The organism is Pseudomonas sp. MS15a(2019) (assembly GCF_013277805.1).
GTDB classification, from domain to species: Bacteria; Pseudomonadota; Gammaproteobacteria; order Pseudomonadales; family Pseudomonadaceae; genus Chryseomonas; species Chryseomonas benzopyrenica.
On the sequence record NZ_VBTN01000007.1, the window covers coordinates 278,535 to 290,339 of the forward strand.

Sequence of the window (11,805 nt, forward strand, 5' to 3'; positions counted from 1 at the left end):
CCTATTTCCTCAGTTGCTTGGCGTTGGCGAACAGCGACGCCATGGCATTGTTGGCCGGCGTGGCCTGGGTCTGACGCGGGGCGCTCTTGTCGGCGCGGGGCTTGCCGCCGTTGCCGTGAGCCTGGCCGCCGGGCTTGCCGTCGACCTTCTCACCGGGGGTGTCGCCCATGCGCATGGACAGCCCCACGCGATTGCGCGGCACGTCCACCTCCATCACCTTGACCTTGACGATGTCGCCCGCCTTGACCACCTCGTAGGGGTCCTTGACGAACTTCTCCGACAGGGCGCTGATGTGCACCAGGCCATCCTGGTGCACGCCGATGTCGACGAAGGCGCCGAAGTTGGTGACGTTGGTGATGACGCCCTCCAGCACCATGCCCGGCTTGAGGTCGGAGAGTTTCTCCACGCCGTCCTGGAACACCGCGGTCTTGAATTCTGGACGTGGATCGCGACCCGGCTTGTCCAGTTCCTGGAGGATGTCGGTCACCGTCGGCAGGCCAAAGCTCTCGTCGGTGAATTTCTTCGGATCCAGGCGCTTGAGAAAGGCCGAGTCGCCGATCAGCGAGCGGATGTCGCGGCCGGTGTCGGCGGCGATGCGCTGCACCAGCGGATAGGTCTCCGGGTGCACCGCCGAGGCGTCCAGCGGATTGGCGCCGCTCATGACGCGCAGGAAGCCGGCGGCCTGCTCGAAGGTCTTCTCGCCCAGCCGCGGCACCTTCTTCAGCGCCTCGCGGGTGGCGAAGGCGCCGTTGGCGTCGCGGAATTGCACGATGTTCTGCGCCAGGGTGGCGTTGAGGCCGGAAATCCGCGCCAGCAGGGCGGCGGAAGCCGTGTTCACGTCCACGCCCACGGCGTTCACGCAGTCTTCCACCACGGCGTCCAGGCTGCGCGCCAGCTTGAGCTGGGAGACGTCGTGCTGGTACTGGCCGACGCCGATGGACTTGGGCTCGATCTTCACCAGCTCGGCCAGCGGATCCTGCAGGCGGCGGGCGATGGACACGGCGCCACGCAGGGAGACGTCCAGCTCGGGGAATTCACGGGCGGCCAGTTCCGAGGCGGAGTACACCGAGGCGCCGGCTTCGCTGACCATCACCTTGGTCAGGCCCAGGCCCGGGTACTTGCTGATCAGCTCGCCGGCCAGCTTGTCGCTCTCGCGGCTGGCGGTGCCGTTGCCGATGGCGATCAGGTCCACGCCGTGCTTGGTGCAGAGCACGCCGAGGGTGGCCAGGGTCTGGTCCCACTGATTGCGCGGCGCATGGGGATAGACGGTGTCGGTGGCCAGCAGCTTGCCGGTGGCATCCACCACGGCGACCTTGCACCCGGTGCGCAGACCCGGGTCCAGCGCCAGGGTGGTGCGCGGACCGGCCGGCGCGGCCAGCAGCAGGTCGTGCAGATTGCGGGCAAAGACCGCGATGGCCTCTTCTTCGGCCTTTTCGCGCAACTCGCCGAGCAGATCGGTTTCCAGGGAGGTATAGAGCTTGACCTTCCAGGTCCAGCGCACCACCTCGGCCAGCCACCTGTCCGCGGCGCGACCTTCGTTCTTCAGGCCGAAATGCGCGGCGATCAGCCCTTCGCAGGGATGGGCGATGCCTGGGCCTTCGTCGCCGAGCTTGAGCGCGGCGCTGAGGATGCCCTCGTTGCGCCCGCGGAAGATCGCCAGGGCCCGATGCGAGGGCACCGCCTTGAAGGGCTCGTCATGCTCGAAGTAATCGCTGAACTTGGCGCCTTCGGTCTCCTTGCCGGGCACCAGGCGCGCGCTGAGGATGGCGTCCTGCTGCAGGACGCCGCGCAGCCGCGCCAGCAGGTCGGCGTCTTCGGCGAAGCGCTCCATGAGGATGTACTTGGCGCCTTCCAGGGCGGCCTTGACGTCCGCCACGCCCTTGTCCGCGTCGACATAGGCGGCCGCCTCGGACTCGGGATTCAGGGTCGGATCGCCCAACAGCGCTTCGGCCAGCGGACCGAGGCCGGCCTCTAGGGCGATCTGGCCCTTGGTGCGGCGCTTCTGCTTGTAGGGCAGATAGAGGTCCTCCAGCCGCGTCTTGGTATCGGCCAGATTGATCTCGCGCGCCAGTTCGGCGGTCAGCTTGCCCTGTTCCTCGATGCTGGCCAGTACCGCACCGCGGCGCTCTTCCAGCTCGCGCAGATAGCGCAGTCGCTCTTCGAGATGACGCAGCTGGGTGTCGTCCAGGCTGCCAGTGACTTCCTTGCGGTAACGGGCGATGAAGGGCACGGTCGACCCTTCGTCGAGCAGCGCCACGGCGGCGGCGACCTGTTGCGGGCGGGCGCCGAGCTCCTCGGCGATACGGCTATTGATATCCATCGGGTTACCTGGCTGGCACAAGAAAAAGCGGGCCGCAGTATACCCGAGCCCACCGGGCCGCCGCTTCCTGCGCCACCACCACCGCCCGCGGTGGGGCAAAATCTGCTAACAATGGCCCAACGCCGCGGTCGGATGGCCTACGGCATAATCCAGTGCTAGATCACAAGGAGATATTATGAGCACCCCTGCTGCCCCAGAAGGTGAAAAGATCCTGGTCGTCGATGACGACGCCCGGCTGCGCCGCCTCTTGGAGCGTTTTCTAGCCGAACAGGGTTATCGCGTACGCACCGTCGAGAGCGCCGAACAGATGGACCGCCTGTTGGCGCGGGAAGTCTTCAATCTGGTCGTTCTCGATCTGATGATGCCTGGCGAAGACGGCCTGTCCGCCTGCGGTCGGCTGCGTGAGAGCGGCAATCGCATTCCCATCATCATGCTGACCGCCAAGGGCGACGAAGGCAGCCGCATCCAGGGCCTCGACCAGGGTGCCGACGACTATCTGGCCAAGCCCTTCAACCCGCTGGAGCTGGTGGCCCGCATCAAGGCCGTGCTGCGTCGACAGGCCCCGGTGGTACCTGGCGCCCCCGCCGGGACCGACGAGGTGGTGACCTTTGGCGACTACGCCCTGCACCTGGCCACCCGCGAACTCAAGCGTGGCGAAGAGACCCACATGCTCACCACCGGCGAATTCGCCGTGCTCAAGGCACTGGTCGATCACGCCCGCGAGCCGCTGACCCGCGACAAGCTGATGAATCTGGCCCGCGGTCGCGAATGGGATGCATTGGAGCGCTCCATCGACGTCCAGATTTCGCGTCTGCGCCGGATGATCGAGCCCGATCCATCCAAGCCGCGCTATATCCAGACCGTCTGGGGCGTGGGTTACGTCTTCGTGCCGGATGGCGCCGGCAAGTAAGGCAGGTAGCCGGGGCATCGCGCCCCGGCTAAGGGGGGCTCAGGCGAACAAGCCTTGATGCACGCCCACCAGCAGAAAGATCCCCAGCAGCGCGCGATAGATGATGAAGGGCCAGGTCGAGAAGCGTTCCAGAAAGCGCATCAGGCCCCAGATCGCGGCAAAGGCCGATAGGCTCGCCACCAGCAATCCCACCAGCAGCAGCGACCAGGCCTCGGCCGGGATGTGCGCGTGCCAGAGCACCACCAGCTCCTTGAGTCCAGCCAGGGCGATGGCCGGCAGGCCCAGCAGGAAGGAGAAGCGTGCGGCTTCCTCGCGACGCAGATTGAGGAACATGGCGGCGGTCAGGGTCGAGCCCGAGCGGGACACGCCCGGAATCAGCGCGCCGACCTGGGCGATCCCCACGATCAGGGCATCGCGCAGGCGCATCTGCGAGATGTCTCTGTTATGCCGGCAGAGCCGCTCCGCCAGGGCCAGCAGGGCGGCCATGGCCAGACAGGCATAGCCGATAACGCTCAGGCCGCGCAGGGGCGAGTCGCAGGCGTTGAGCAGGGGCGCCAGCAAGAGTCCGGCGATGCAGATGGGAATGGTCGCCAGCACGATCATCACTGCCAGCAGGAAGTCCGGGCTGTCGAAGTCGCGCTGGCGCACCGCAGCGAGGCTGCCCCGGGTCACACCGCTGACATCGCGCCAGAAGTAGCTGATCACCGCGGCTAGGGCCGCCATCTGCATGGCGGCGGAAAAGGCCGAACCGGGATCGCGCCAGCCGAGCAGCGCCGGGACCACCCGCATGTGCGCCGTGGACGAAATGGGAAGCAGCTCGGTGATACCCTGCACCACGCCGAGAAAGGCGATCTGCGCATAGCTGAGCGAGGCGAAGCCGATGTCCAGGCCGGTCTGGCAGATGTCGGACACGAGAGAACTCCAGGTCGAAGGGAAAAAATGGACGAGCAAATGTATCCGAATGTTTCCATGTCGGGTTGCCTATCTGAACCCTGCAACCCCAGAGGTTGTGATGGCTTTCGCGCCGTTTTGCGCGGAAATCCTGGTCGATGAAGGCGCCTAGCTGGTTTCCCCAGAGTTTCTTCGCCCGCTCGCTATGGATGGTCCTGCTCGCGGTGCTGTTTTCCAAGGCGCTGACCCTGGTCTATCTGCTGCTCAACGAGGACGTCCTGGTCGATCGCCAGTACAGTCATGGCGCGGCTCTGACGCTCAGGGCCTACTGGGCCACCCCGGAAGCCGAGCGGCCGCGCATCGCCCAGGCCGCCGGCCTGCGCTACGAGTCGCCCGAGACCGTACCGGCCGGGGAGTACCACTGGCCCTACAGCGAGATCTTCGAGCGCCAGATGAAACAGGAGCTGGGCGAGGAGACCGAGGTGCGGGTGCGGGTCCAGCACGGGCCAGCGCTCTGGGTGCTGGCGCCCACCCTTGGGCCGGACTGGATCAAGATCCCGCTGATGGCCCACCCCCTGCGCGGTCAGCACATCTGGAGCGTACTCGGCTGGTTCCTGGCCATCGGCCTGCTGTCCGTCGGCGCCGCCTGGGTCTTCGTGCGGCAGCTCAACCAGCCCTTGCGTCGCCTGGTGAATGCCGCGCGCGAGCTGGGCAAGGGGCGTAGCGTACGGCTGCCGGAAACCGATGCCCCCAGCGAGATCCAGGACGTCTACCACGCCTTCAACCAGATGGCCGAAGACGTCGAGCAGGCCGGTCGCGAGCGCGAGCTGATGCTGGCCGGCGTCTCCCATGACCTGCGCACGCCCCTGACTCGCCTGCGGCTGGCGGTGGAGCTGATGCCGCCGGCCGAGCGCGAAGAGGCGGAGGACATGATCCGCGACATCGAGGACATGAACGCCATCCTCGACCAGTTCCTCGCCTTCGTCCGTGACGGTCGCGACGAACCTCAGGAACTCACCAACCTCAACGAGCTGGCTCGCCAGGTGGTGGCGCCCTACAACCAGCACACGGAGCGGGTGCGGCTGATGCTGGACGTCCTGCCGCCGCTGCCGGTGCGACGCATCTCCTTCAAGCGGCTGCTGACCAACCTGGTGGAAAACGCCCTGCGCCATGGCGGCGGTGGCGGTATCGAGGTGGTCGGGCAGGTCGCGGGATCGGCCACGGCGCCCTATGTCGCCCTGAGCGTCATGGATCGTGGTCCCGGCATCGATCCCAAGGACCTGCAGGACATCTTCAATCCCTTCACCCGAGGCAATCGCGCCCGCACCGTCAGCGGTTCCGGGCTGGGCCTGGCCATCGTCAAGCGCATCGCCGCGCAGCACGGCGGCAGCGCCGAGCTGCGCAATCGCGAAGGCGGCGGTGTGGAAGCCCGGGTGCTGTTGCCCCTGGGCCTGCTGCTCCCCCGTAGCGCCAGCTGATCTCTCGACCATGGCGGAGCTACACCTGAGCCTGTAGGAGCAACTGTCCTAGCGCGGCCATGGGCCGCTCCTACGGTTACGCCGGAGGCTGTAGGAGCGGCCCATGGCCGCGATAACGCGAATGCCCACACCACCCCTGGAGCAAATGCCTCAACCCTTGCCCTTGGTCCGCGTCAGCCCCGGCTCGGCGTTCTTCTCCAGGTACTCGATGATGATCCCGGCCACGTCCTTGCCGGTGGTCTGCTCGATGCCTTCCAGGCCGGGCGAGGAATTGACCTCCATCACCAGCGGGCCGTGATTGGATCTGAGGATATCCACCCCGGCCACGCTCAGGCCCATGGCCCGGGCCGCACGCAGGGCGGTCATGCGTTCCTCTGGGGTGATCTTGATCAGGCTGGCGGTACCGCCGCGATGCAGATTGGAGCGGAATTCCCCGGGCGCGGCCTGGCGTTTCATCGCGGCGATCACCTTGTCGCCGACCACGAAGCAGCGGATGTCCGCGCCGCCCGCCTCGCGGATGTATTCCTGCACCATGATGTTCTGCTTGAGCCCCATGAAGGCCTCGATCACCGATTCGGCTGCCTTCTCGGTCTCGCACAGCACCACCCCGATGCCCTGGGTGCCTTCCAGCACCTTGATCACCAGCGGCGCGCCATTGACCATCCGGATCAGGTCCGGCACGTCGTCCGGAGAATGGGCGAAGCCCGTCACCGGCAGGCCGATGCCCTTGCGCGAGAGCAGCTGCAGGGAGCGCAACTTGTCGCGCGAACGGCTGATGGCCACGCTCTCGTTGAGCGGAAAGACCCCTTGCATCTCGAACTGGCGCAGCACCGCGCAGCCATAGAAGGTCACCGAGGCACCGATGCGCGGGATGACTGCGTCGAAGCCTTCCAACGGTTTGCCGCGGTAATGGATCTGTGGCTTGTGGCTGGCGATGTTCATGTACGCGCGCAAGGTGTCGACCACGACCACCTCATGGCCGCGGCTGACGCCGGCTTCGACCAGGCGCCGGGTGGAGTACAGATTGGGGTTACGCGAGAGAACGGCGATTTTCATGGGGCACCGGAGGCCGGAGTAAGGGACAACTGGGGTTTGTCTTGCGCATAGGAGACGGCCGGATTCACCAGCAGGCCACCATCGATCAAGGCCTTGGAGCCGAGCAGCATGCGATAGCGCATGCTCTTGCGACAGGCTAGGGTGAATTCCACCGGCCACTGGCATTCGCCCAGGGCCAGCAGGGTACGGATGACATAGCGGGTCTGGGCGATACCGTTGGAACTGCGGATGGTCTTTTTCGCCACCAGCGGCGCTTCGCAATGGCGATGCCGGGATTGGACCAGGGTGCCCAGGTGCACGGTGAATCTCACCCAGCGTTCCTTGCCGCGCATGAAGGGCTGGACTTCCGTCGCATGCAGGGCCGAGGTGCTGGCGCCGGTATCGATCTTGGCTCTCAGGCCCACCACGCCCAGTTCGGGCAAGGCCACCCACTCACTCAGGCCGATAATGACCGGTTCGGCGGAATTGCTCATCGCTGCTCCTTGAAATCAGTGGCCTCCGCCTAAATGTTGCGGATCGACGAGCTGCTTGAAGGCTGGTTTGGCGAACAGATAACCCTGCATCAGCTCGATCCCGAGGTCGCGCAGGCAATCGCGTTCGGCCACGGTCTCTACGCCCTCGGCGATTACCTGGGTGCCCAATTCGCGGCACATGACGATCAGGTTGCGCACGATGGTCCGCCGCACCTGGTCCCGGTCGATGTCGCGGATGAGCGCCATGTCGAGCTTGACCAGGTCGGGTTGGAATTCGGCCAGCAGCGTCAGGCCGGAATGACCGGCACCGAAGTCGTCGATGGCGGTCTTGAAGCCGAATTGCTGATACTCGCGCAGGATGTGCGTCAGGTGGTTGCTGGCCACGTGCTCGGTTTCCACCGTCTCGAAGATCAGCCGCTCCAGGGGAAAGCCGTGCTCACGCGCGGCGGCCAGGGTGCTGCGGATGCACAGCTCCGGACGATAGACGGCGTTGGGCAGGAAGTTGATCGACAAACTCTCCTGCAGGCCCAAGATCGCCGCGGTGGCGATCGCCTTGGTGCGGCAGAGCTGGTCGAAACGATAGCGGTTACTGTCGGTCACCTGATTGAGCACCGACAGCGCGCCTTCGCCGCCCGGTCCGCGTACCAGCGCTTCCCGAGCGAAGACCGCGCCTTTGCCCAGGTCCACGATGGGCTGATAGGCGAAGTCGAAGTCGAAGCCCAGGGGTTCCGACTGCTGGCAACCCGCGCAGCGGGTCTGGCCGGTCAGGTCGGAAGGAAAGAATGTGGTCATGGCTCTCCAGAGGCACGCTTGCAGCGTCGGTCCGATGGTTTAGAGTTCTTGAGAAGAGTCTAAGACCCAATAGGGGACCTTTTATTCGATGTATGCAGTAGATCACACTGAAGAACGGATGCGCCTCGACAAATGGCTGTGGGCGGCACGTTTTTTCAAGACCCGTGCGTTGGCCAAGGCAGCCCTCGAAGGCGGCAAGGTCCAGTGCCGTGGCGAGCGCTGCAAGCCCAGCAAGGAGCCCCGTGTTGGCGATGTTCTCACCATTCGTCAGGGCTATGACGAAAAGACCGTGGTGATCGTCGCCCTGTCGCAGAATCGCCGCGGTGCGCCCGAAGCCCAGCAGCTCTATACCGAGACGCCGGAAAGCCTCAAGGCGCGCGAGCAGGCCGCAGCCGCGCGTAAGGCGGGCAACCTCGGGTTACAGACCGATGGCCGGCCCACCAAGAAGCAGCGTCGACAGATCCATCAGTTCCGCGAGTACGTCCACCCGTTCGACGACTGATCCCGTCGCGACTCGGCGGATCCCTTTCCTGGCCAGGTCCGCTCGCCGGTCCTGGCGTGCGCCGTGAGCGTCACGTTTCGCGGCCTTCCTCCTTATATAGGTAGTTCATGACTTCCCACGATTTCACCCAACGCTTCCTGTTCGACGAAACCGACGTCCGCGGCGAACTGGCCACGCTGGACCGCAGTTACGTCGAGGTCCTAGCCAAGCATTCCTACCCCGAGCCGGTCGCCCAGCTGCTGGGCGAGATGCTGGCGGCGGCTGCCCTGCTGTGCGGAACCCTCAAGTTCGAAGGGCTGCTGGTGCTCCAGGCACGCTCCAGCGGCCCCATCCCGCTGCTCATGGTCGAATGTTCCAGCGAACGTGAGGTGCGCGGCATCGCCCGCTACGAAGAAGCCGAGATCACCGCGTCCGCCTCCCTGGGCGAGCTCATGCCCGATGGCGTCCTGGCCCTGACCATCGATCCCCGGCATGGCCAGCGTTACCAGGGCATCGTCCCGCTGGAGGGCGCCAACCTGGCCGAATGCCTGTCCGGCTACTTCGCCACCTCCGAACAACTGCCCACCCGTTTCTGGCTGAACGCCGACGGTCGCCGCGCCCGCGGCCTGCTGCTCCAGCAGCTGCCGCCGTCGCGCATCAAGGATGCCCAGGCCCGTCAGGACAGTTGGGAGCATGTCGTCACCCTGGCCGATACCCTCACGGCCGAAGAGCTGCTGGGTCTCGACAACGAGGTGATCCTGCATCGCCTGTTCCACGAGGAAGCGGTGCGCCTGTTCGACGAGCAACCGGTGGCCTTCAGCTGCAGCTGCTCGCGTGATCGGGCGGCCAATGCCCTGATCAGCATGGGGCAGGCGGACGTCAAGAGTCTGCTCTACGAACAGCAGGGAGAAATTCGGGTCGATTGTCAGTTTTGCAATGAGCAGCAGGTGTTCGACGCCGCCGATATCACGCAGATTTTTGCGGGCGGCGGCACGCAAACCCCAGGAAATACCCGGCACTAGCCGTTGCAAAAGCCCGAAGGCTTTCTGGCATAATCCCGCAACGTGTAGTTCTGCCGTGTAAGAGCTACAAGCATGAGGAACGGCCCAGGGCCATGGGGAACGAAATGACGAAAGCCAACGTGTATACCGATATCAGCGTCGCGCAGTTAGTGGAAGAGTCCCTGCGACGTGGCGAAGGAGAGCTGGCCGCCAATGGCTCGCTGGTCGTCAAGACGGGGCATCGCACGGGGCGTTCGCCGGTAGATCGCTTCATCGTCGAGGAAGCCTCCACGCGCGATGCCATCCACTGGGGGGCGATCAACCGTGCCTTCCCGGAGGAGAAGTTCGCACCGCTGTGGGAGCGCGTCAGCGCCTACCTGGACGAGCGTGATCAATTCGTCTCCCACGTGCATGTAGGTGCCGATGTCGAGCACTACCTGCCCGTCGTCATGCGCACCCAGACCGCCTGGCACAACCTGTTCGGCCGCTGCCTGTTCATCAATCCGGCCGAATACAATCCTCAGTCCAAGCCGGCCTGGGAGATCATCAACGCGCCTGAGTTCGTTTGCGAGCCCGCACGTGACGGTACCAATTCCGACGGTACCGTCATCATCAACTTCGCCGCTCGCAAGGTGCTGATCGCCGGCATGCGCTACGCCGGCGAGATGAAGAAGGCCATGTTCTCGGTGCAGAACTTCCTGCTGCCGGAAAAGGACGTGCTGCCGATGCACTGCGCCGCCAACGTGGGCGAGGAGGGTGATGTCACCCTGTTCTTCGGTCTCTCCGGCACCGGCAAGACCACCCTGTCCGCCGACCAGAGCCGCTACCTTATCGGTGACGACGAGCACGGCTGGGGCGTGGGCACCGTCTTCAACATGGAAGGGGGTTGCTACGCCAAGTGCATCGACCTGTCCGAGAAGAACGAGCCGGTGATCTGGAAGGCCATCCAGTTCGGCGCCGTGCTGGAGAACGTGGTTCTGGATCCCCAGACCCGTCAGCCCAACTATGCCGACGACAGCCTGACCCAGAACAGCCGGGCGGCCTATCCGCGCGAGCTGATCGACAAGCGCGCCGAACACAACCTGGGTGGCGAGCCCAACGCGGTCATCTTCCTGACCTGCGACCTCACCGGTGTCCTGCCCCCGGTATCCATCCTTAATAATGAGCAGGCGGCCTACCACTTCCTGTCCGGCTACACCGCCCTGGTCGGCTCGACCGAGATGGGTTCCGGTCCCGGCATCAAGTCGACCTTCTCCACCTGCTTCGGCGCACCCTTCTTCCCGCGTCCGGCGGCTGAATACGCCGATCTGCTGATCAAGCGCATCCAGGGCTTCGGCTCCAAGGTGTACCTGGTCAACACCGGTTGGACCGGTGGCGGTTACGGCGTCGGCAATCGCTTCAACATCCCGACTACCCGTGCGGTCATCGCAGCTATTCAGAGCGGTGCCCTCATCGGTACCGAGACGCGCCACGTTCCGGTCATCAATCTCGACGTCCCGGTTGCCGTTCCCGGCGTGGACAGCGTCCTGCTCAATCCGCGCGACACCTGGCAGGATGGTGCTGCCTATGACGCGGCGGCGCGCGAGCTGGCTGGCAAGTTTGTCGAGAACTTCAAGAAGTTCTCCGGCGTATCCGAAGGCATCCTGGCCGCCGGTCCCCAGCTGTAAGCAGGGCTGGTTGTCTGTAAACAAAGGCCGCCGCTAGGGCGGCCTTTGTTTTTTAAGCTTTTTTTACGTCTTGGGGTTGCATGGTCCGCTGCAATTGCATAAACTGCGCCCGCTTTCGCTGATAACGCTAGCGAGCGACGCGAAAGCATTGATTGTTAAGGAAATTTTAAAAAGATCCTTGACAAGAGGAGGGCAGATGAAGAAAATGCCGCCTCACTTTGGAGGGGTTCCCGAGTGGCCAAAGGGATCAGACTGTAAATCTGACGTCGCAGACTTCGAAGGTTCGAATCCTTCCCCCTCCACCAGATTGCTAGAGCGCTTAGGCTCTGCGGGTATAGTTCAGTGGTAGAACCTCAGCCTTCCAAGCTGATGATGCGGGTTCGATTCCCGCTACCCGCTCCAGTTTGACTGGCAAATGTTTCGCTCATGTAGCTCAGTTGGTAGAGCACACCCTTGGTAAGGGTGAGGTCAGCGGTTCAAATCCGCTCATGAGCTCCATCTTAAAAAGGCAGATATGAAAATATCTGCCTTTGTTTTAATGGCGGCATTGCTTTGCTCAATTCGTGAAGGGAGAGAGTGTCGATGGCTAAAGAAAAGTTTGAACGTAACAAACCGCACCTGAACGTGGGCACCATCGGTCACGTTGACCATGGCAAGACCACGCTGACCGCAGCGCTGACCAAAGTCTGTGCCGACACCTGGGGCGGTTCCGCTCGTGGTTTCGACCAGATCGACA

At 64.2% G+C, this 11,805-nt stretch carries 11 protein-coding genes and 3 tRNA genes; 9 read left to right on the forward strand and 5 right to left on the reverse strand.

Annotated elements, in window-relative coordinates:
* Position 1 precedes the first annotated feature (1 nt).
* Positions 2–2,320: a Tex family protein gene (locus FEZ61_RS11660; RefSeq protein ID WP_173148721.1), complete on the reverse strand. Its 2,319-nt coding sequence runs from the start codon at positions 2,318–2,320 to the stop codon at positions 2–4.
* Positions 2,321–2,495: 175 nt separating this feature from the next.
* On the opposite strand from FEZ61_RS11660, the gene ompR reads away from it, so the two are divergent.
* A complete protein-coding gene (ompR, locus tag FEZ61_RS11665; protein WP_007161260.1) occupies positions 2,496–3,230 on the forward strand; it encodes a two-component system response regulator OmpR in 735 nt (244 codons plus the stop codon).
* A 39-nt stretch (positions 3,231–3,269) separates the two neighbouring features.
* Here the strand turns inward: ompR and FEZ61_RS11670 are convergent, their stop codons facing one another.
* Positions 3,270–4,142, reverse strand: coding sequence for an undecaprenyl-diphosphate phosphatase (locus FEZ61_RS11670; RefSeq protein WP_064308151.1), 873 nt, complete (start codon positions 4,140–4,142; stop codon positions 3,270–3,272).
* A 137-nt stretch (positions 4,143–4,279) separates the two neighbouring features.
* On the opposite strand from FEZ61_RS11670, the gene FEZ61_RS11675 reads away from it, so the two are divergent.
* On the forward strand, positions 4,280–5,599 hold the full coding sequence (locus tag FEZ61_RS11675; RefSeq protein WP_017639500.1) for an ATP-binding protein: 1,320 nt from the start codon (positions 4,280–4,282) through the stop codon (positions 5,597–5,599).
* Positions 5,600–5,749: 150 nt separating this feature from the next.
* On the opposite strand, the gene rimK is transcribed toward FEZ61_RS11675, so the two are convergent.
* From rimK to FEZ61_RS11690, 3 genes are read right to left on the reverse strand one after another with little or no spacing between them, the layout of a single operon-like run.
* Positions 5,750–6,655, reverse strand: coding sequence for a 30S ribosomal protein S6--L-glutamate ligase (gene rimK, locus FEZ61_RS11680; RefSeq protein WP_017639501.1), 906 nt, complete (start codon positions 6,653–6,655; stop codon positions 5,750–5,752).
* Complete coding sequence (locus FEZ61_RS11685; RefSeq protein WP_017639502.1) at positions 6,652–7,128, reverse strand: ATP-dependent zinc protease; 477 nt, start codon at positions 7,126–7,128, stop codon at positions 6,652–6,654. Before FEZ61_RS11685 ends, rimK begins: the two co-directional genes overlap by 4 nt.
* A 15-nt stretch (positions 7,129–7,143) precedes the next feature.
* Positions 7,144–7,920: an EAL domain-containing protein gene (locus FEZ61_RS11690; RefSeq protein ID WP_064308150.1), complete on the reverse strand. Its 777-nt coding sequence runs from the start codon at positions 7,918–7,920 to the stop codon at positions 7,144–7,146.
* Between the two features lie 118 nt (positions 7,921–8,038).
* Here FEZ61_RS11690 and FEZ61_RS11695 point away from each other — a divergent pair, with 118 nt between their 5' ends.
* The 7 genes from FEZ61_RS11695 to FEZ61_RS11725 all read left to right on the forward strand — a co-directional run.
* Positions 8,039–8,422, forward strand: coding sequence for a S4 domain-containing protein (locus FEZ61_RS11695; protein WP_007161254.1), 384 nt, complete (start codon positions 8,039–8,041; stop codon positions 8,420–8,422).
* 107 nt (positions 8,423–8,529) lie between these two features.
* Positions 8,530–9,423: an Hsp33 family molecular chaperone HslO gene (gene hslO, locus FEZ61_RS11700; protein WP_173148723.1), complete on the forward strand. Its 894-nt coding sequence runs from the start codon at positions 8,530–8,532 to the stop codon at positions 9,421–9,423.
* Between the two features lie 104 nt (positions 9,424–9,527).
* Positions 9,528–11,069: a phosphoenolpyruvate carboxykinase gene (locus tag FEZ61_RS11705; protein ID WP_173148725.1), complete on the forward strand. Its 1,542-nt coding sequence runs from the start codon at positions 9,528–9,530 to the stop codon at positions 11,067–11,069.
* Between the two features lie 220 nt (positions 11,070–11,289).
* A tRNA-Tyr gene (locus tag FEZ61_RS11710) sits at positions 11,290–11,374 on the forward strand.
* Positions 11,375–11,397: 23 nt separating this feature from the next.
* Positions 11,398–11,471: transfer RNA gene (locus FEZ61_RS11715), tRNA-Gly, on the forward strand.
* A 20-nt stretch (positions 11,472–11,491) separates the two neighbouring features.
* A tRNA-Thr gene (locus FEZ61_RS11720) sits at positions 11,492–11,567 on the forward strand.
* An 84-nt stretch (positions 11,568–11,651) separates the two neighbouring features.
* On the forward strand, positions 11,652–11,805 hold a 154-nt coding region (locus tag FEZ61_RS11725; protein WP_242455153.1), incomplete at its 3' end, for a GTP-binding protein.

Coding starts and splice junctions, on each gene's coding strand:
- rimK (WP_017639501.1), bottom strand. CDS start 6,655: ATGAAAATCGCCGTTCTCTCGCGTAACCCCAATCTGTACTCCACCCGG.
- FEZ61_RS11705 (WP_173148725.1), top strand. CDS start 9,528: ATGACGAAAGCCAACGTGTATACCGATATCAGCGTCGCGCAGTTAGTG.
- FEZ61_RS11685 (WP_017639502.1), bottom strand. CDS start 7,128: ATGAGCAATTCCGCCGAACCGGTCATTATCGGCCTGAGTGAGTGGGTG.
- FEZ61_RS11690 (WP_064308150.1), bottom strand. CDS start 7,920: ATGACCACATTCTTTCCTTCCGACCTGACCGGCCAGACCCGCTGCGCG.
- ompR (WP_007161260.1), top strand. CDS start 2,496: ATGAGCACCCCTGCTGCCCCAGAAGGTGAAAAGATCCTGGTCGTCGAT.
- FEZ61_RS11675 (WP_017639500.1), top strand. CDS start 4,280: ATGAAGGCGCCTAGCTGGTTTCCCCAGAGTTTCTTCGCCCGCTCGCTA.
- hslO (WP_173148723.1), top strand. CDS start 8,530: ATGACTTCCCACGATTTCACCCAACGCTTCCTGTTCGACGAAACCGAC.
- FEZ61_RS11695 (WP_007161254.1), top strand. CDS start 8,039: ATGCGCCTCGACAAATGGCTGTGGGCGGCACGTTTTTTCAAGACCCGT.
- FEZ61_RS11660 (WP_173148721.1), bottom strand. CDS start 2,320: ATGGATATCAATAGCCGTATCGCCGAGGAGCTCGGCGCCCGCCCGCAA.